We start from the raw sequence: 19,680 nt of genomic DNA, 5'->3' as shown, positions 1-19,680 counted from the left end.
TTTTATTAATTATTGATTATTACTTGTTGAACTATCTGTAGCGTTAGTTTTTGCAGTACTACTTGGCGTAGTGGTTGGTGCATTATCATTACCAGTTGAAGCAGTATTATTGGTACTTGGGGTTGATGTTTGTGAGTTATCCGCTGCTGGAGCATGGTATGTTGGTGCAGTATGAGTACTGTAGCTTCTAGTTGGTGTAGCAGTTGTTGTTGCAGAGCTAGAACTAGTGGTTGATGCTGTGTTACTGGTTGAAGCAGTATTTGAACTAGATTGACTAGCAGGCGCTGGAGTTGATGGTGTAGTGTCTGCGGTACTTAGAACAACTACCGCACTAATAGCTTTGCTAGTATCAGCTGTGTATTTCTTTGGTTTAGCTTGTTTATCATCAGTCTTCTTTTTGTCTTTAGAATCTGAATCTACTTTGTCAGTTTTTTTACCTTTATATTTACTCAAGACCACTTTATGGTCATTTGCTGCTTTTAATTTTTTCGCAGAGTTAACAATCTTAGCATAAAATGCATTGGTTGCTAAATCATTATTAAAAATGCCATCTAGCGTATCATTTGATTTAGTAAATTCTTTGGCCTTATTTTCTGCTAAAGCTTGGTTATAAATCTTTTCAAGTTTGGTAACATCTACTGACACTACCTTTAAAACTTTAAGATCTGCTTTAGCCCGACTAACCAAAATATCAGAACCATTATCATTATTGATTACGTCTTCTAATGATTCTTTGGCATCATTAAATTGATAATTTTTAAATTTATTTTCACCATCAACGAAGCTACTAGTTTGACTTAATAAACTATTGGCTTCTGGTGAATCAGGTTTAACTGTGGCTGCTTTTTGAAAATCTTTTTGTGCTTCATTATAATTTTTAGCTTGTAAAGCAGCTTTTCCATTTGTTAATCCATTTTTATATGTATCTGCATTAATTTTCTGGTGGATAAAGAATCCCCCAACACATCCAACGACGACCAGAATTCCAATAATCGTCCATACTAATTTCTTCATGTGGCTCCTCCTTAAATTATTCAATAATTTCATTATAGTACAATTAAAACAAAAAATTATTACCAAAGGGCAATAATTTTAGTATGCTGTATTAGGTTTAATCATAACTTTTACAGTTTCAAACATAATTTTAATATCAAATAAGAAAGTACTTTTTTGAATATACTCAATATCTAATTTAACCATCCCGTTAAAATCAGTATTATTACGAACGGTCGCTTGCCACAATCCGGTACATCCTGGTTTAACTAGCAAACGTTGTTTATCGTAATCAGTATATTCGGCTACTTCTGATGGAATTGGTGGACGAGGTCCTACCAAAGACATATCACCTTGAAGCACATTAAACAATTGAGGTAATTCATCCAAACTATATTTACGAATAAATTTACCCACTTTAGTAATGCGCGGATCGTCTTTCATTTTAAACATTGCACCATCAACTTCATTTTGATCCATTAACTCATCTAAATGTTTATCAGCATCTGGAATCATTGAACGAAATTTATACATTTTAAAATGAGTTCCATCTTTTCCAACTCGTTCTTGTACATAAAATGCTTTACCATGAGAGCCATCATTTCTAATTAATAGGCTTAATACAATAAATACTGGACTTAAAAGTAAAATTCCTAATAAACTAAAAATCATGTCAGTTAGTCTTTTAACAAAAAAATATGTAGGTCGATCTTGCACCTTTTTCTTATTTAACCAAACTTCATCATTATTTTCCAAATTAGTCACCATATTCATTCAAAATAATTTACTCTACCATTCCCATAATACCAAATATAATTGTATAAAAAAAGAAACATTAGAGAAAAATTCTAATGTTTCTTAATTTTTAATTACGCTTTTTTAATTTTGCAAGTGTATTTTTAATAAGATGAGGACGGAGAATTAACAATAGTACAGAATAAGTAACCATTCCTGCACCAATCTCAAGTGTCACCATTAGCCAAGTATTCTTCAATACCATGCCTAACCAGAACACTAAAACAAACATTGCTAATCCCGCAAATAGATATTTCCAATAACTAACAAATAATTTGCGCATATCAATTTGTTTCCGTATGGCATACATTTGATATCCAGTAACAGTAATTTCAGAAATAACCGTGGCAATAGCAGTTCCAACTGCTCCCCATAATATGATTAAAGGAATATTAGCAACAATATTAACGACTGCTCCTAATACAACAGAATAGTTATAGGCTTTATTCTGATTCGTTGGCACCAAATATTGAACACCGATTGCATTACTCCAACCAATTAACAATACTACTACTGACTCAATCATCATTAATGGAATCACTGGCATAAATTTAGGTCCTAAGAATAACGGAATCAAAGCTGGTGCGATTGCTGCAATCCCAAAAGTTAGTGGAACCGCAACTGCCGTTACAAATTCAAAGGAAGTATATAAATACCCTTTAACTTTGTCCATTTTACCATTTTTATAAGCATTCGAGACATGTGGTAGCATTACCAATCCCGTAGCAGTAACTACGGCCAGCGACATTTTGACAATCTTGTCTGATTGTTCAAAATATCCGGAAGCAGTAACAGTATCAAGTAGTCCAAGCATAGATTTATTAACTTGCAAGTATACTTGTGTAGCAATTTCTGGGATAAATAACACCATTGATGGCCAAAAATGTCTAAACAATTTCAACTTATGCCATTGTGGCTTACCAATAAAACGTCTTAAGCTTGGAAATAGGGTTAAATTACCAATTAACAAGGATAAAGATAAAATCAAAATATACAATGCTAAGTCATTATATGACTTAACCATCGTAAAAATACTAATTAACGTTATGATTTTAACTACTAAATTACGGACAACCGTAACTGCGAAATCTTCTACCCCTTGGAAGAACCAAGAAATATCGAAAGCAGCTGCCAACAAGGCAAATGATTGGGCAATGTAATAGCTTAACCAATCTCGTCTTACAAAGAATAAGAAAATAAAGAAAACTAAGAAAGCAATTGAAATTGTAACAATTCGCATGAAAAAGATTTCATAGAATGTATTAGTTAATTTTTGCTTATTATCCCTTACGTAGGCAACCTGTCGATTACCATATATGGCAACCCCAATACTCCCAAAAATAATGAAATATTGAATGATTGAATTGGTAAACGCATTGATACCAATTCCATGAGGTCCCAAAACTCGGGCTAAATATGGGGTGGTGATCAAAGGAACTAATAAAACGAAAATTTGATAGGAAGCATTATAAAGATAATTTTTAATAACCTTCATGGTAATTATTCGCCAAATTCAGTTTTAACTAAACGTAAAGCTGACATAATTGTTTGATCCATGTTGTAGTAACGGTATTGACCTAAACGACCACCAAATACAACATTGTCGTCTTCTTTAGCAGCAAGTTCAGTATATTCTTTGTAAAGTGAACGGTTACGTTTGTTATCAATTGGGTAGTAAGGTTCGTCACCACGACTCCAGTTTTTAGGATATTCGTGAGTAATAACCGTCTTGTTCTTGTTACCTTTACCAAATTCAAAGTGTTTGTGTTCGATAACACGAGTATATGGTGTTTCGGCATCAGTATAGTTAACTACGGCATTACCTTGGTAGTTATCAACATCTTTGATTTCAGTTTCAAAACGTAAACTACGGTATTCAAGTTCACCTAAAGCATATTCAAAGAATTGATCAATCATACCAGTAAAGATAATTCTCTTACCTGATTTAAGATATTCATCTTTGTTATCAAAGAAGTCAGTATTTAATTTAACGTCAATTAAATCACTATCTAACATTTTTTCAATAATTTGAGTGTATCCACCAATTGGAATTCCTTGGTATGGATCACTAAAGTAGTTGTTATCGTAAATAAAACGAACTGGGAGTCTTCTAATAATGAAAGCTGGGAGTTCAGTGGCTTTACGGCCCCATTGTTTTTCAGTGTAACCTTTAATTAATTTTTCGTAGATATCAGGACCGACAAGAGAAATAGCTTGTTCTTCCAAGTTAGTTGGTTCAGCTGGAATATTAGCGTTTTTCTTTTGTTCTTCAATCTTAGCTTTAGCTTCTTCAGGAGTTCTAACACCCCAAAGTTTGTTAAAGGTATTCATGTTAAATGGTAAGTTGTAAATTTCGCCATTGTAATTAGCAATTGGACTGTTGATGTAGTTATTAAATTCAGCAAATTGTTGAACGTAATCCCAAATGTTTTTCATCTTAGTATGGAAAATATGAGCACCGAATTCATGAACTTGAATTCCTTCAATTTCTTTAGTGTAGATATTTCCAGCAACGTGGTCACGTTTTTCGATTACTTCAACGTGATGTCCTCTTTTTGCAGCTTCATGTGCAAAAGTTGATCCAAATAAACCTGAACCAACAACTAAATAATCAGTCATTAAAATTTCCTCCAAAACCTTTTTGTTTCATATAAATGAAAACTAAAATAAATATAAATAAGGGTGCTTCGTTAATTATTGTTAACGCTAACATCAATAGTAACAACAAAATGATGTATAAATCAAGGTAGTCTTTGCTTAATAACGATTTTATAAGCGGAATTAAATAGATAAATAATAGCATTAAACCACCAAAAGCCATGATTTGAATCAATCCTAATGAAAAACCAGTATTTCCACCAGCTACTAAGCGATAATGAGCCATATAGTGTTTAATTGCAGCATTATTTCCGATTCCATTTCCAATGAAGGGATGATTAATGAAAGCTTTTAGTCCTGCTCTAATATCATCTGATCTAATACTTACGGAACCACTAAAAGTATTCAGCTTATTAATAATAATTGCGGATACAACTGTCAAAATAATGATCAAACTAGATACTGTGTAAGATATTTTTTGTTTCTTTGTAAAGCGATTGAACTTATCACGATTTAGATACATAAAATATCCTAAACAAGCTAAAAAGCAGATTAAAATTCCACTAGTAGCAACCGTAGTAATTAATGTTAGTAGAATAACTAAGCAATTAAATCTAAAGAAACGATTATGTTTGAGATAAAACAAATTAATAATAAAAGCAGTCGTTAAAATCACACTGTACATTGGTGCTTCGGAAAAGATACTGGTATTTCTAATCATCATAGTTCCAAGAAAATGAGCCGGTTCCTGAGTAAAGTAATATAACCCATAAAATCCAAAGATAACCCGATGTCCACCCCATCCAAGCAATAACGAACAATTTGCTGGATAGCCTAATTCACCCATAAACCAAAATACTAGTGAAATACACGCAATCACAACTGTGATATCAACAATGGCATGTAAAATAACTTTTAGTTGATGTAATTGAGCTGAAATTCCAATGTATAAAATAAATAAAACCGGTAAAATGCAATAAATTAAAACAGCATGAAATAAATGATAATGATAATTAAAACGGTTTAAAATTAAAAACAATCCCATGATTACCAAAAATCCCGCAATTATTTTTAAAATTTCTGTCATTTTTATTTCAATTTTGTATTTTTTTATTACAAAATAATAGACTCCCAATGCAATAAACATAACTAATGGAAGTAAAAACTTTAAGTTTTTAGCAAATGGTGATGGAGAAGTTACATATACCGTATTTGACTCAAATATTAAAAAAGCTACAAACAAAAAGTTTATATATTTAAGTAATTTAAGATCTCTTATCTCCATAATGCTCCTATTTTTCTTCATTCTTAGGTTCTAGATACTTAATCTTAGGATTGAAAAATTTACCACTCCAATATCCTTTAATTAAAACTTTTAATTTTTTCATTGAATATGGTGATTTACCAAAGATTAATTTAAAGAATAAATACCAAAACTTAACTGAGTTACGATATTTTTCACGTTTTGAAAATTCACGTGCAATATAGCTATCATTTCTAATAGCATAGAAGTAACGGCCAATCTTGTTAGGATTCTTTTCTTCTAGCATATCAACACCTGAGTTGGCTTTAGTTTCATGGTTAACAATACTATTAGAAACAAAATAGCCGCTGAATTTTTGCATTACTCGACGAGAAAATTCAACGTCATCTCCCCAAATAAAGAACTCAGAAATTGGTAATCCACATTCAACAAGTGCTTTATTACTAATCAACATTGAAACAAATGAAGAAGAAGCAATCTTAATTAATCCTTCTGTTGCTTTATAATTCCAATCTTCTGGACAAGTAATTGGTGTATTCATAATTGATGGTTGATCTGTTTCATTCCATCTTACATTACTTGCTAAAATCCCTACTTTATCCACATCTTCAAATTTGTTAAGTGCTTCTACAAATTCTTTTAGAGTATCTGGATTAACGTAAGTATCGTCATCCATTACCCAGTAGTAATCAAAATTACCGGCATTGTAGGCTAACTCAAGTCCTTTACTAAATCCACCAGCACCACCAAGATTTTTATCTAAATTAATAACTTCTAAGCTGTCATCATCTAGAGTACTTAAATATTCTTTGGTTCCATCAGTACTACAATTATTAATCACAAAAATTTTTGCAGGTTTGAATTCTTGATTAAGCAACTTTTCTAATGCAACTTTCAAATAATCTAACCGGTTAAAGGTTACCATCACAACTGCAACTTTTACTGTTTGATTCAATTTCTCACCCCATATATTTCTTGATAGCTTTCATAAATACATCAAAATAATTGTCACTATAAAATTTACTGATTGATGCTTTAATTTCACTAGTGTCATTAAAGTTAGTTTCGCGATTAACAAATTTTTGTAGAATATTAGTTAATGCTTTTTTATCACCTAATGGATATAAATACCCATTTTCTTTAGTAACAATGTCCTCTGGACCAGTATCACAATTAGATGAGACTACTGGAATACCATGAGAGATTGCTTCATTTAAAACCATTGGCAATCCTTCAAAAGTAGAAGTTAAGATTAATGCATCGCATTCATCAAACTCTTGCCACACATTGTTAGAAAAACCTTTAAATGAGATTTTATCTTCTAATCCTAGTTTAGTAACATAATCTTTAGCTTCTGCAATGTCTCCAACACCGTAAACATCTAAATGCCAATTTCCTTGAACATTTTGAAGTGCATCAAACATTTCATGGATGTTTTTTTGTCCATTTAACATAATTCTTCCAATATAGAGGAATTTTACTGGTTCATTATTAGACGTTCTAACAATAGACTTATCTACTTTAACAATTGGATTATAGATTACGCTGATTTTGTCATCAGGAATTCCCCTATTTTCTAATTGTTTCTTTATTCCAGTACTAATTACTAAGTAACCATCAGCAGCTCTTAAAAACATTTCTGGAACTTTGTGAGAATCAAGAGAAAAATGATACCAAGCTAAAACTTTATATTTATAGCCAAAAACTCTCTTTAAGGTCATCAAACAAAACCACATAATGTAACTATTTGAAATTACTACATCAGGTTTATTTTTTAAGATTTGTTTGTTAAGTACAAAAAACAAACTAGCTAAATATTGACCCTTTCTAACTAACTTATCTTTACTTAAATTTATAACATTTTTTTCATGAATTGCATCAAGCCAATTACTATTATCAGTACCACCGATACTACTTAAACTCATCTGATACTCATCATTATTAGTTTTGTTATATTCAGTAAACAAATTTGAAATAACTCGTTCTGTTCCACCATATCCTGTCATAAATGGAACAAAAATCATTATTTTTTTCATCGCATTACTCCTGTCTATTAAATAACAACATTAACTAGGCTATTTGTTGATTTTTTCAACTTGCCCATTAACTTTTGCATCATTCAATAATTTAATCATATGTGCTGTATTTTTATCATCACCAAAATCATCGTGGTTTTTATATTTCCATTCATATTGATTGAACTTTATTTTAACTTTATCTCCACGAGAAAGCTTAAGCATTTCATCATTTGTAATAGTTGTTCCACCATACTTAGGGATCAATGGATCCATTGGCATTACTCTGGCATTGTTGACAAAGGCAATGATTGGATGATGTTTATCTCTTTTAGGAGCGGTAATTACTAATTTACCGCTTTTATCATCAATACTCTTAACCTTACCAACTAAAACAGTTTTAGCATGACTCTTTTGTGTAATTGCATCCGGTGATGGAATATTGCCAAAAGCCTTTGTAGTAATAACTACAAAGGCCATAGCAAAAATAACACATATTAAGGCATATAATTCAGATTTGGGAAGTTTAGTTAAACTTTTAAAACTAAACTTTTTGTCCGAAAATAATGGACCATTATTTTTATAATCTGCAACTAAAGCTAAAACAATCAAAGAAACAATCAATACCGTTACAGCTAAAACAAAGTATTGATTATGGATAAATTCACTAATCTGAAATTTAACTAAATCTTTGTGTGTGTAATTCAAATCATTCTCCTAATTATTAACTGCAATATCTCCAGTTTCTGCTTGTGATAAACCTAAATTATTTCTAATTTGGTTAGTTGTGTTTTGTAATTCAGATTGTGGAGTTACTTGCATAATTTGATCATTAATTTCTTTACCGCTTTGACCTTGGATGTAACCATCTTCCATATTATTACGGGCACTTAGGTAGCTAGTTGCAATCTTAGTCAAATCACCAAATGTCATATCAGTTTGAGTTGATTTTGATAATGTTTTAATAAATCCAGCATTTAGTAATGAACCAACTGATCCACTGTTCTTAGCAACTACAGTCAATACCTGTCTTTGACGTTCTTGACGACCATAATCACTTCGGGGATCATCATATCTCATACGAGTATATGCAAGAGCTTTAGCACCATTCATGTGAGTAGCTTGACCCTTTTCGAAATGGTAACCTTCGTAATCAAAAGTTAAGAGTGGTTTAACAGTTACTCCACCGATTTGGTTAACAATTTGTTCAAGTCCATGCATATTTAAGACAGCATAGAAATCAATTGGAATATTCAACATTTTTTGAACTGTATCAATTGATGTTTTGGCACTTCCATATGCGTAGGCGGCGTTAATTTTAGCAACTCCTTCATCAGCATATCCAGGAATATTAACTGCAGTATCACGAGGAATACTAGTAATTAAAGTCTTGTTAGTTTGGGGGTTAATGGTAATTACCATCATTGAATCAGTACGACCCTTGTAATCACGGCCCAATTCACCAGTATCAGTTCCCATTAAAAGAATTGAAATTGGTTTTTTGTTAGCAAGTAATTTATCAGTGTTTCTTTCTTTAGTAATACCAGAATCTTCATATGAATTATCAACAGCACTTTTAATTGATGCAAACTTATAAGCACTAAATCCAGCAATGATTAAAACAATGACTGCAATTACCATTAAAATAATGTTTCTTTTTTTATGTGGCTTCTTGGGTGTTTGATTCTTGTCTCTTTCGACACGACTTTCTTCCATAATTATGTATCCCCTTTTTTAGTGATGATTAATAATATTCTACCAAACATAACTATAATTTAAAATATTTTTTTGTTTATATCATATATAAGTGCATTTTACTCTTAATGGTTAAAAAAGAACAATTGACCTTTTTTGACCAAAAATGAGCTAATATCTTTGTTTATATTCAAAGCAGTTTTATAATATATCTAAGAAGTTGGGAACAACTTTTACATATTAAATTGAAAGAAGGATTATTCAATGGCAAACAATGGTTTTGGAAACGATCCATTTGGCGGAAACGGAATGGATGATATTTTCAACAGTTTATTTAACAACATGGGAAATGATTCAAACGCTCGTTACTCAGTTAACGGACAAGAACTCACTCCTGAACAAGTAGCAGAAATGAGAAGAACAGGACGTATCCCTGGTCAAGTGGGTAATCACAACGGTGCTACTCCTGCACAAGCACAACAAAAAGCAGAAAGTTACTTAGATAAAATTGGCCGTAACTTAACTGATGAAGCTAAACAAGGTTTACTTGATCCAGTTATTGGCCGTGACAAAGAAATTCAAGAAACAGCTGAAATTCTTAGTCGTCGTATTAAGAATAACCCTATCCTAGTTGGTGATGCCGGTGTTGGTAAAACTGCTATCGTTGAAGGTTTAGCTCAAAAGATTGTTAAGGGTGATGTTCCTGCAACAATCAAAGACAAACAAATCATCTCAATTGATCTTTCTTCATTAGAAGCCGGTACTCAATACCGTGGTGCTTACGAAGAAAACATTCAAAAATTAGTTAAAGAAGTTGAAGAACGTAAAAACGTTATCTTATTCTTTGACGAAATTCACCAAATCGTTGGAGCTGGTGCTTCAGGCGATGAAAACGGTGGTAAAGGTTTATCAGATATCTTGAAACCAGCCCTTTCACGTGGTGAAATTTCAGTTATCGGTGCTACTACTCAAGACGAATACCGTAACACAATTATGAAAGATGCTGCTTTAGCACGTCGTTTCAATGATGTTGTGGTAAATGCTCCTAGCAAGGAAACTACTCTTGAAATCTTGAAAGGTATTCGTAAATCATACGAAGATCACCATCAAGTTAAATTACCTGATGACGTATTGAAAGCTGCAGTTGATTACTCAGAACAATACATTCCACAAAGATCATTACCTGATAAAGCTATTGACCTTATCGATATGACTGCTGCTCATTTAGCTGCAAAACACCCTGTTACTGACAAGGTAAGTCTTGAAAAAGACCTTAAAGCTGCTAAAGCTGAAAAAGCTGCACATGCTAAGGCTGAAAAATTCGAAGAAGCTGCTGCTGATAAAGCTAAAATTGCTGAAATCGAAAAGAAACTTAACAGTGAAACAGATTCAACTGATGTTCCAGTTGCAACTCCATCTGACATCGCTGACTCAGTAGAACGTTTAACTGGTATTCCAGTTTCACAAATGAGTACTGACGACATGGAAAGATTGAAGAGTATGGACAGTCGTTTGAAATCACACATCATCGGTCAAGATGAAGCTGTTGACGCCGTAGTTGACGCTATTCGTCGTAACCGTGCTGGTTTTGATGACGGTAACCGTCCTATTGGTTCATTCCTATTCGTTGGACCTACTGGTGTTGGTAAAACTGAATTGGTTAAACAATTAGCTAAAGACATGTTTAACAACGAAGATTCAATCATCAGACTTGATATGTCAGAATACCAAGACGAAACTGCTGTTTCTAAGATGATTGGTGCTACTGCTGGTTACGTTGGTTACAACGATAACGGTAATACTTTAACTGAACGTGTAAGAAGAAATCCTTACTCAATCGTATTACTTGATGAAATTGAAAAAGCTAACCCACAAGTTGTTACCCTATTACTTCAAGTAATGGATGATGGTCGTTTAACTGATGGTCAAGGTAACATGGTTAACTTCAAGAACACAGTTATCATTGCAACTTCAAACGCCGGATTCAGTAATGACGCAATGACTTCAAACAATAAGAAAGATATGAAGATCATGGATCGTTTAGCTCCATACTTCAGACCAGAATTCTTGAACCGTTTCAACGCTATCGTTGAATTCAGTCACTTAACTAAACCAGATCTAAGCAAGATTGTTGATCTTATGATTGATAACTTGAACGATACTTTGGCTAAGAAAAACATGAAACTTGAAATCAGTGATGAAGTTAAGGACTGGTTGATGGAACAAGGTTACGATGAAGCCATGGGTGCTCGTCCACTCCGTCGTGTTATCGAACAACAATTACGTGATAAGATTGCCATGTTCTACTTGGATCACCAAGACATCAAGAACATCAAGGCTGACCTTGATCACAAAAACGATACTATTAAGATCGAAGCTAACAACAAAGCTGCTAAATAATTAGTATCGATAATAATAAAAGAGGCTAAGGAAACCACCTCTAATAACAAAAAAGCTAAAATCTGAAATTAATCAGATTTTAGCTTTTTTGTTATATAAACAAGAAAAATTCTCAGTCTATTTTATTCTTTTGATAATTTGATTTTGATCATTAACAATAACTGAATCACTTGGTACATCTTTATAAATTACACATCCAGCACCAATAATCGCATGATCACCTATTGTAACACCTTTTAATATCACAACATTAGAACCAATCCAGCAATTATCTCCAATAACAATTTTTCCAGAAGTATACCCTTGCTTACTAATTGGAATTTCTTTTTCTTTAAAAATATGATTATGATCATATATCTTTACGTTTTCGCCAAACAATGTAAATTTTCCAATTCTAACACTATTTAATGCATTAATACTACAATAACAATTAAAAAATGCACCTTTCCCAATAGTAATATCTGACTTTTCACCATCAACGACAGCTGAAAATCCCTTATTAAAAGTAACTGATTCTCCAATAATAAATTTAGACTTATTTCCATTAATATTTACAGAAAAATTTTTATCAAATTTAACTTGTTTTCCGAAAAATATTTTACCTTTAAATTTCATTTCAAATATAAATTTATGAATCCTAATACAAACTCTGTTGTTAACTTTTTCAATAAAACTAATAATATTCATATTTTTTAAATACCACCCTAATTTAATGCTACTATTAATTATACACTTATCATTATATCAGGAGATATTTTTATGAAGATTAATAAACTAAAGATTTTTAAAATAGTTGCAATTTTATTTGCGCTATTATTTCTCTACTTACTATTTAAAGATTATCAACCACAAATTGAAATGATGTTTAATGCCAAAGAACGCGGACGCGCTATCGCAGAAATTAGAGACCACGGATTGATTGATGTCTTTATCATCATGATTGTGCTCTATCTAGCTACCATCATTCCTGGAGTTCCCGTAGTTCCTATTGGAATTATTGCTGGGATTTGCTTTGGACCACTCTGGGGGACATTAATTAATACTTTTTCAATTGGATTAGGCAATGTCGCTGCGATTAATTTCATTAGTTATTTGAAGAAGGATTTGGAAAAAACTTATAAAAATAACCGTTTCACTTCTCACTTTCAGCATGCTAAAAATCCGTTAATGTCACTAATTGTTGGATATTCAATTCCCATCATTCCATCATATTTGGTGAGTTTACAAGCTAGCAAAGATGAACAAAAATTCAATAAACGCATTATTTTCATGACTGCGTTGCTTGGACCATTCCCAATTTCATTAATTTATGCTTTAGGTGGAAACGCAATTTTTAGCGCTAATTGGCAACATTTACTGGAATTAGTGGTCATAATTGTCATTTTCTTCATTTTTGCCAACACTTTATTAAAAAAGATGATTAAAGATGAGTTGTAGGGCTAACTAACTTTGCAAAATTGGTGTATCATAGTAGTGATAACAATATATATTGGAGGGTTTTATACCATGTCAAGACACGATCAAAAAGGTCAAATCAAAAACTTATTAGACTTAGAAGCACAAAGCGGTCCTGTAGTTACTATTACTATTCCTTTGGATCCTAAACTAGACGATACTAGATTAGACAAAATCCAAACTGATAGCTTGGTAGACTCAGCCAAAGATGCTTTCCAAAAAGTTTACAAACCAGAACTATGGAATGCTTACGAATTCCAAATCAAAAACTACTTAAAGACTCTTAAACCAAATGCTTCAATCGCACAAGGTGTTGTTCTTTACGTAACTAACGATTCATTAGTAGCTTACAAGTTAAACTACGCTCCACAACCTGCATTCTCATTTAGCGACAAATTACAAATTTTCCCTGTTATCAAGGAATTAGAATTTGTTCCTAACTTTGACATGTTATTCTTGGAACGTGACTCATACAAGCTTTACAACGTTAAAGATCTTGATGTTACTGATCCAGACAACGTTCCTGCTGATCCATTCAACAGTGACAAGACTGAAACTAACACTATCAAAGATCCTAAGAAGAACGGTCCAGAATGGGATACTCACGACTACTACGAAGAAGTTGATAAGTATGTTCAAAAACGTTACTCAGACGTTGACCACAACCCACTAGTATTAGTTGCTAATGCTGAAGATGCTGGTCGTTTTGAAAAGGCTTCTCACAACCCTTACTTAACTACTGACAAAGCAGTTGAAATTGATGCTGACGTTAAAAACGCTGGTGAAAACGCACAAGAAATTGCTCAACGTATTCACGACCAATTCGTTGATGACGCTAAAAAAGCCGTTAAAGGCAAATACAGCGCAATGTTAGGTGCTAAGAAAGCTTCTGACAACTTTGACGAAATCGTTAAAGCAGCACAAGAAGACCGTATTGAAACTTTATTAGTTCAAGACGATGCTTATGTTGAAAGTAAAGATAACGGTGAAACTACTGAAATCAATACTAACGGTTCACGTCCAGCCAACGAACTTAACACTTTAGCTCTTACTGTATTAGGTTTAGATGGTGATGTTGTTGACCTACCTGCTGCTGATATGCCTAGCGATGCAAAAGTTGCTGCTATCTTTAGATGGTAAGATTTAACTAAATAAACATTTTAAGAAGTCGCACATTGTGTGGCTTCTTTTTTTATGCAAACAAAAATGCGTTAATCGATATGATTAACGCATTACTTATTTATTAATAATTAGCAGCCCTTAATAGCGCCCATTCCTTCATCCTTAACGGGTTTAGTGAAGTCAGCTGTAGTTACCTGACCATCTAAGATTTCATTGTTAGTGGTCAATCTAAGCCAGTTATTTACAAATGATAACTTCAATCCTTCATCAAAGAATGTTTCATCATTTTTACTTGTGTAGAACGGAACATCTTGGTTAGTATTTAATTCTTGATCATATGGTGCTTCTAGTTTAGTAACTCCAACAACTTGGAAAGTATCTCCAACAGTACAAGCTCCACCACCGCGTGAATATTGGTTTGAACCGTCATCGGCAGTCAAAATGTAATACTTTGCGTCTGGTAATCTCTTTTCAATATATGCTAATGCATCGTTTGTAATTGTTAAATCCATGATAAATTCCCCCTATTAGTTACTTACTTTATTATAGTATCATTCTCTGATCCAGTTTTCAACAAAGTTGCCTACAACCAATTATGGTAAGGGCTTTTTACTAACCGTTTCATACTAACTATGCTAAAGTAATGTTAGTTACATATTATATTAAAAAAAGAGGTAAATACAATGGTTATGTACAATGATCTAGAAGGTAAAACTGCCATTATTACTGGTGGAGATTCTGGTATCGGTGCTGCAATTGCAGAACGTTTAGGCCAAGAACACATGAACGTAGTTATTAACTACCACAAGAATGTTGATGCTGCTAATGCAACTAAAGCAGTTGTTGAACAAAATGGTGGTAAAGCTGTTATCGAACAAGGTGACATTAGTGACGAAGATAGTGCTAACAAGTTAGTACAAACTGCCATTGATGCTTTTGGTGGTTTAGATGTCTTCTTTAACAACGCTGGTATGGAAAAACGTTGCCCTACTAACGAAATTCCTCTAGAAGACTGGAATCGTATTGTTTCTGTTGACCTTACAGGTACTTTCTTAGGTACTAAGGCTGCTCTTAACTACTGGTTAAAGAACAACAAAAAAGGTAACATTATCAACACTTCTTCTGTTCACCAACAAATTCCATGGCCTAACTTTGCTAGTTACGCTGCAAGTAAAGGTGGAGTTAAATTATTCACTGAAACTACTGCAATGGAATATGCAAAGAAAAACATCAGAATTAACCAAATCTGTCCTGGTGCCATTAATACTCCTATTAACGCCAAAAAGTTTGCTGATCCAAAGACTTATGCTGAAACTGTAGCAATGGTTCCTATGGGCCGTATTGGTAAACCCGAAGAAGTTGCCGCAGGTGCTGCATGGTTAGCTTCAGATCAATCAAGTTACGTTACAGGACTATCAATGTACATTGATGGTGGTATGGTTCTTTACCCTTCATTCCAAGGTGGTAACGGTTAATCATTAATTAACATGAATATTAAAAAAACAATTTAGCCGTTAAGGTTAAATTGTTTTTTATTTTATACTATAACTCACTAGCAAATTTAACTAAATCATCAGGAATATCAAATGGATCCATATTCAATTTAACCACGGTTAATTGAGTTGGATTTTTTATTTTATCCATTATTTCGATTAATTCATTTTCTGAATTAGCATCATAGAATTTGTAATTATTACCTGCCCCAAATGCTTTTGGCATCAAAGCTAAATCAGTTTTTTAGGCACATTATTATAATCTTCATGTAGTCCATGAATTTAACGTTCCATTCCATATCCTTTGTTATCTAAATTAGCCCACAAAAAAACGTTATCAGATTGTATCTACTTATCTGATAACGCTTTTTTAAATCGTTTTTAATTTAAAATAATCCTAAAAACTTCTTTTTCTTTTTAATTGGTTTAATATCTCCTTGATCAATATCATCACCATTTAAAATTGCTTTAGCATTATATTCATATTTTGATGCCATTTTAACACCAAATTGTTTAGCTAATTTAGCATATGCATCTTTCATTCGGTATCGACGTCCTTTGAAATTATGAGCATCGGAACCAAAAGTTGTACCTAAGTTAGCTGCAATAATTTCTTCTGTAAACTTCTCTACTTCAGGTCCAAAGACACCGACATAGCTACTAGCAGTTAGTTGTGTAGCTGCTCCTTGAGATACAAACTTGTAAAGTAAATCATGATCTTTTTGAAATCCATGATTTCGTTCTGGATGAACAATTACAGGAGTAATTCCACGAGCGTTTAACTCAAATAACATATTTTCAGTATATTCTGGTACACCGCTATGTGGAAGTTCCAACATTAAATAGCGGTTATATGGATCAGCAAACAAAATATCATCATTATCAATTGCTTTTAACAAATCACCAGTAATATGCACTTCTTGTCCCGGAAAAACTTTAAAGTTAATTCCATTAGCATCAATTTGCTTTTGAAATTCTTCGGTTTCTTTTTCAACATCGACAAGATGATTAGTATATTCTCCATCCATATGATGGGGAGTAACTAGAGCTGCTGTTATTCCTTGTTTTTCTGCTTCTTTTGCTAGTTTTAATGAAGTTTCCATATCAGGAGAACCATCATCAACACCAGGTAAAATATGACAATGAATATCAATCATAATTATTTATCCTCTGTTCCGTAGTAACCACCATAATATCCACCGTAGTAGCCACCATATCCAGCTGATTTTTTGGCGCTAACTCTATTCATAACATATCCAAGTATCTTGGCATGGACTTTTTTCAATTGTTCAACAGCGTTGGTAACATCTACTTTATTTGCAATTCCTTGAGGAACAACAATTATAGTACCATAACAATCATTTGCAATTAAAGATGCATCAGTTGCTGCATTAACAGGTGGTGTATCAATTAAAATCCAATCATACTTTTCATTTAATGAATCTAGCATCTTATTAAAGTTATCACTACCAATTAGCTCAGCAGGATTAGGTGGAACAGGTCCACTAGTAATTACATCTAAATTATCAATATTTGTTTTTTTAATTACATCATCCAAAGAAACATCATTGGCTAACAAATTTGATAACCCATTTTGATTAGAAACCATGAAAGTACGATGTACTGTTGGTCTTCTCAAATCAGCATCAATTAAGATAGTTCTTTCACCTTGTTGTGCAAAAGTAGCTGCCAAATTAGCACTAAATACACTTTTACCCTCTGACGGATCAGCGGATGTAATTGAAATAGATTTGTTACCATTTCCAATAATAGAAAATTTAATATTCGTTCTAACTGTTCTAAACTGTTCAGATACCGGAGATGTTGGATTACTCTCAACAATTATTGGGGCACCATGTTTCATTGTATGATTATCAAGTTTTCTTTCTTTTTTAAATAATCCCATAATAATTCACCTAAACCCTTCTTCTATGATCAGAACGTTTATCTGAAATATTCTTATTATTCATATCTTTATCATCAATTTCTGTAATAAATCCAAGACTATTCAAGCCTAAATCATTTTCCAAGTAATCACTGTCGTGTATATTTCTATCATTCAATTCTTTAAATATTGATAGTCCAAAACCTAAAATTGAACCTAAAATTAATCCAGCAATTAAGTTTAATACATAATGAGGCGATGAAGGTTTCTTCTTTGGTGTAGCTTTTGAAACAACAGTCACACTATTTACATCCATCATCTTTTTAATTTTTTTCTGAAAAACGTTAGCAGTTTCATTTGCAATATCTGCTGAAGTATATGGGTTCTTAGATGTAACTTTTACAGAAAAAACTTGTGAATTTTGCTGACTTTGAATATCAATTTTGTAATTTTGAGATCCAGGAATATTTTTCAAATTATGCTTAACCGTATGTTGTATGACAGGACTAGTTATAATATCTTTGTATGTTATAACTCTTTGAACATCAGTTTGAGCTTGCTGAGCTTGAACAGCAAGCTCACTCTTACTTAATTTTTGATTAACTAATAACTCTGTTGTTGATGTGTACTTGGGCTTTATGAATCCAAATGTAATAATACCGGATATACCACAAAATAACACAGCCATAACAACAATCATTTTATAATGTTTCATTATAATATTTAAATAATTAATATTACTTTTATTTTTCTTACTTTTACTATAGTCCATTTATATCTCCTTTTTTAAATCGAAACTATGGTTTTCTTTTTTATTAATAGTTAATAACATTTTGAACAAAAATAATATTGAATTTATTCCAATGCTTAAATATAGAGATGAAAATAACCCTTCAATTGAAGCAATACAAAATAAAACTAATAGTCTAGTATATGTAGAATTTCTCATTTTAATAACTTTAATAAACATAATTTGCATAAATACAAAAAATAATAAAAATGCTATTATCCCATTCATAAAATATATTCTCATAAACGAATTATCAATATAAAAATAATAATTCGTAAAATTAGTAGTAAAACCATTTCCCATTTGTATAAAATATTGTCCAAATAACTTTGCTGGATACATAATAGAAGCCTGATTAGCCAAGCTTAATCTATAACTAAAAATATAGTCCAAATTATTCCATGTATGATTTAAACTATCGTATAAATACGTTGAAAACAAACTCCATAATCCTATAAAAGTTGGAAAAACACAAATAAATCCATTGAATATCTTATTTTTTAATATATTATCACTTAAAAAATAAGATATTATTAATAATATTTCACAAATCAAATCAGTTCTAGTATCCGTTAATTGATACAAGTATAAACTAATTATTAAAACGATTACAGGAACTATAATTAAATGTTTTTTCGACGAAAAAGATTTCAACGCAAAAAATGAAATTAGTATATAAAATAACATAGAAGAAAGAATTGTAGTATAACCTACCCCTAGTGACTGCCTATATATACCATTTCTATAATAAATAAGATTAGGAATTATATTTAAATAAGATAATGTTATTGTAAAACATAACAATGATGCCACTGTTATTAGACTGAATTTAAAAATCTTCTTTAAAGAAACATTATTTGCTGCAACAATTACAATGAACGCATCTATTAAATCCCAAGATTTACTACTTAACGTAGTTATAAAAATAATAATACCTATAACAATTATAAAATAAATATATATAGCGTTTATTTTATCAAGAATAAATATTTTTACTAATAAAATTAATATCGCCAAAATATCCAAAAATTTTATTATTGGAATAATCGAAGGAAATACCAAAATCAAAGTAGTATTACCAATAAAATTAAATAATATTAAAAATAAATAACCAATAAAAAATGTAACTTCTCGTAATTTACTATCCATAAAAATTCCACCTTTAATATATTAAA

20 protein-coding genes are annotated in these 19,680 nt (G+C 31.8%); 4 read left to right on the top strand and 16 right to left on the bottom strand.

Annotated features, from left to right (window positions below):
- Positions 1–9 precede the first annotated feature (9 nt).
- The 9 genes from ACQW5G_RS04910 to ACQW5G_RS04870 all read right to left on the bottom strand — a co-directional run bounded on the left by ACQW5G_RS04910 (position 10) and on the right by ACQW5G_RS04870 (position 9,381).
- Positions 10–1,014: a hypothetical protein gene (locus ACQW5G_RS04910; protein WP_429970354.1), complete on the bottom strand. Its 1,005-nt coding sequence runs from the start codon at positions 1,012–1,014 to the stop codon at positions 10–12.
- A 78-nt stretch (positions 1,015–1,092) separates the two neighbouring features.
- On the bottom strand, positions 1,093–1,761 hold the full coding sequence (locus ACQW5G_RS04905) for a sugar transferase (protein WP_429971885.1): 669 nt from the start codon (positions 1,759–1,761) through the stop codon (positions 1,093–1,095).
- Positions 1,762–1,858: 97 nt separating this feature from the next.
- Positions 1,859–3,283, bottom strand: a complete 1,425-nt coding sequence (locus tag ACQW5G_RS04900) for a polysaccharide biosynthesis C-terminal domain-containing protein (protein ID WP_429970353.1) — start codon at positions 3,281–3,283, stop codon at positions 1,859–1,861.
- Positions 3,284–3,288: 5 nt separating this feature from the next.
- The gene (glf, locus tag ACQW5G_RS04895) at positions 3,289–4,407 is read right to left on the bottom strand and encodes a UDP-galactopyranose mutase (RefSeq protein WP_429970352.1); all 1,119 of its coding nucleotides are present in this window, start codon (positions 4,405–4,407) and stop codon (positions 3,289–3,291) included.
- Positions 4,400–5,473, bottom strand: a complete 1,074-nt coding sequence (locus ACQW5G_RS04890) for a hypothetical protein (RefSeq protein ID WP_429970351.1) — start codon at positions 5,471–5,473, stop codon at positions 4,400–4,402. Before ACQW5G_RS04890 ends, glf begins: the two co-directional genes overlap by 8 nt.
- Positions 5,474–5,678: 205 nt before the next feature.
- On the bottom strand, positions 5,679–6,605 hold the full coding sequence (locus ACQW5G_RS04885) for a glycosyltransferase family 2 protein (protein WP_429970350.1): 927 nt from the start codon (positions 6,603–6,605) through the stop codon (positions 5,679–5,681).
- Positions 6,606–6,609: 4 nt separating this feature from the next.
- Positions 6,610–7,686 (bottom strand): glycosyltransferase, encoded by a 1,077-nt coding sequence (locus tag ACQW5G_RS04880; RefSeq protein ID WP_429970349.1) that lies wholly within the window; start codon positions 7,684–7,686, stop codon positions 6,610–6,612.
- 39 nt (positions 7,687–7,725) lie between these two features.
- Positions 7,726–8,373 carry a hypothetical protein gene (locus ACQW5G_RS04875; protein ID WP_429970348.1) on the bottom strand — a complete coding sequence of 216 codons (648 nt, stop codon included), beginning with the start codon at positions 8,371–8,373 and terminating at the stop codon, positions 7,726–7,728.
- Positions 8,374–8,382: 9 nt separating this feature from the next.
- On the bottom strand, positions 8,383–9,381 hold the full coding sequence (locus tag ACQW5G_RS04870; RefSeq protein ID WP_429970347.1) for an LCP family protein: 999 nt from the start codon (positions 9,379–9,381) through the stop codon (positions 8,383–8,385).
- Positions 9,382–9,624: 243 nt separating this feature from the next.
- On the opposite strand from ACQW5G_RS04870, the gene ACQW5G_RS04865 reads away from it, so the two are divergent.
- Entirely contained in the window at positions 9,625–11,760 is a 2,136-nt protein-coding gene (locus tag ACQW5G_RS04865; RefSeq protein WP_429970346.1) for an ATP-dependent Clp protease ATP-binding subunit, read from the top strand.
- 117 nt (positions 11,761–11,877) lie between these two features.
- Here the strand turns inward: ACQW5G_RS04865 and ACQW5G_RS04860 are convergent, their stop codons facing one another.
- Positions 11,878–12,447, bottom strand: a complete 570-nt coding sequence (locus tag ACQW5G_RS04860; protein WP_429970345.1) for an acyltransferase — start codon at positions 12,445–12,447, stop codon at positions 11,878–11,880.
- Between the two features lie 72 nt (positions 12,448–12,519).
- Between ACQW5G_RS04860 and ACQW5G_RS04855 the strand changes: the two genes are divergently transcribed.
- Entirely contained in the window at positions 12,520–13,197 is a 678-nt protein-coding gene (locus ACQW5G_RS04855; RefSeq protein WP_429970344.1) for a VTT domain-containing protein, read from the top strand.
- Positions 13,198–13,266: 69 nt separating this feature from the next.
- On the top strand, positions 13,267–14,355 hold the full coding sequence (locus ACQW5G_RS04850; protein WP_429970343.1) for a hypothetical protein: 1,089 nt from the start codon (positions 13,267–13,269) through the stop codon (positions 14,353–14,355).
- Between the two features lie 110 nt (positions 14,356–14,465).
- Here the strand turns inward: ACQW5G_RS04850 and ACQW5G_RS04845 are convergent, their stop codons facing one another.
- Positions 14,466–14,849 (bottom strand): iron-sulfur cluster biosynthesis family protein, encoded by a 384-nt coding sequence (locus ACQW5G_RS04845; protein ID WP_429970342.1) that lies wholly within the window; start codon positions 14,847–14,849, stop codon positions 14,466–14,468.
- Between the two features lie 177 nt (positions 14,850–15,026).
- Here ACQW5G_RS04845 and ACQW5G_RS04840 point away from each other — a divergent pair, with 177 nt between their 5' ends.
- On the top strand, positions 15,027–15,812 hold the full coding sequence (locus ACQW5G_RS04840) for a glucose 1-dehydrogenase (RefSeq protein WP_429971884.1): 786 nt from the start codon (positions 15,027–15,029) through the stop codon (positions 15,810–15,812).
- Positions 15,813–15,879: 67 nt separating this feature from the next.
- Here the strand turns inward: ACQW5G_RS04840 and ACQW5G_RS04835 are convergent, their stop codons facing one another.
- From ACQW5G_RS04835 to ACQW5G_RS04815, 5 genes are all read right to left on the bottom strand, one after another.
- Positions 15,880–16,056: a hypothetical protein gene (locus ACQW5G_RS04835; RefSeq protein WP_429970341.1), complete on the bottom strand. Its 177-nt coding sequence runs from the start codon at positions 16,054–16,056 to the stop codon at positions 15,880–15,882.
- A 160-nt stretch (positions 16,057–16,216) separates the two neighbouring features.
- Positions 16,217–16,987 (bottom strand): tyrosine-protein phosphatase, encoded by a 771-nt coding sequence (locus ACQW5G_RS04830; RefSeq protein ID WP_429970340.1) that lies wholly within the window; start codon positions 16,985–16,987, stop codon positions 16,217–16,219.
- Between the two features lie 2 nt (positions 16,988–16,989).
- Complete coding sequence (locus tag ACQW5G_RS04825; protein ID WP_429970339.1) at positions 16,990–17,736, bottom strand: CpsD/CapB family tyrosine-protein kinase; 747 nt, start codon at positions 17,734–17,736, stop codon at positions 16,990–16,992.
- A 10-nt stretch (positions 17,737–17,746) separates the two neighbouring features.
- On the bottom strand, positions 17,747–18,487 hold the full coding sequence (locus ACQW5G_RS04820; protein WP_429970338.1) for a YveK family protein: 741 nt from the start codon (positions 18,485–18,487) through the stop codon (positions 17,747–17,749).
- A complete protein-coding gene (locus ACQW5G_RS04815) occupies positions 18,488–19,654 on the bottom strand; it encodes a hypothetical protein (protein ID WP_429970337.1) in 1,167 nt (388 codons plus the stop codon). It lies immediately after the preceding gene.
- Positions 19,655–19,680 lie beyond the last annotated feature (26 nt).

The sequence above is a fragment of the Fructilactobacillus sp. Tb1 genome (assembly GCF_050500285.1).
GTDB lineage: Bacteria > Bacillota > Bacilli > Lactobacillales > Lactobacillaceae > Fructilactobacillus.
Note: the sequence above shows the minus strand (reverse complement) of the source record. Positions and strands in the feature narration are given on the sequence as shown.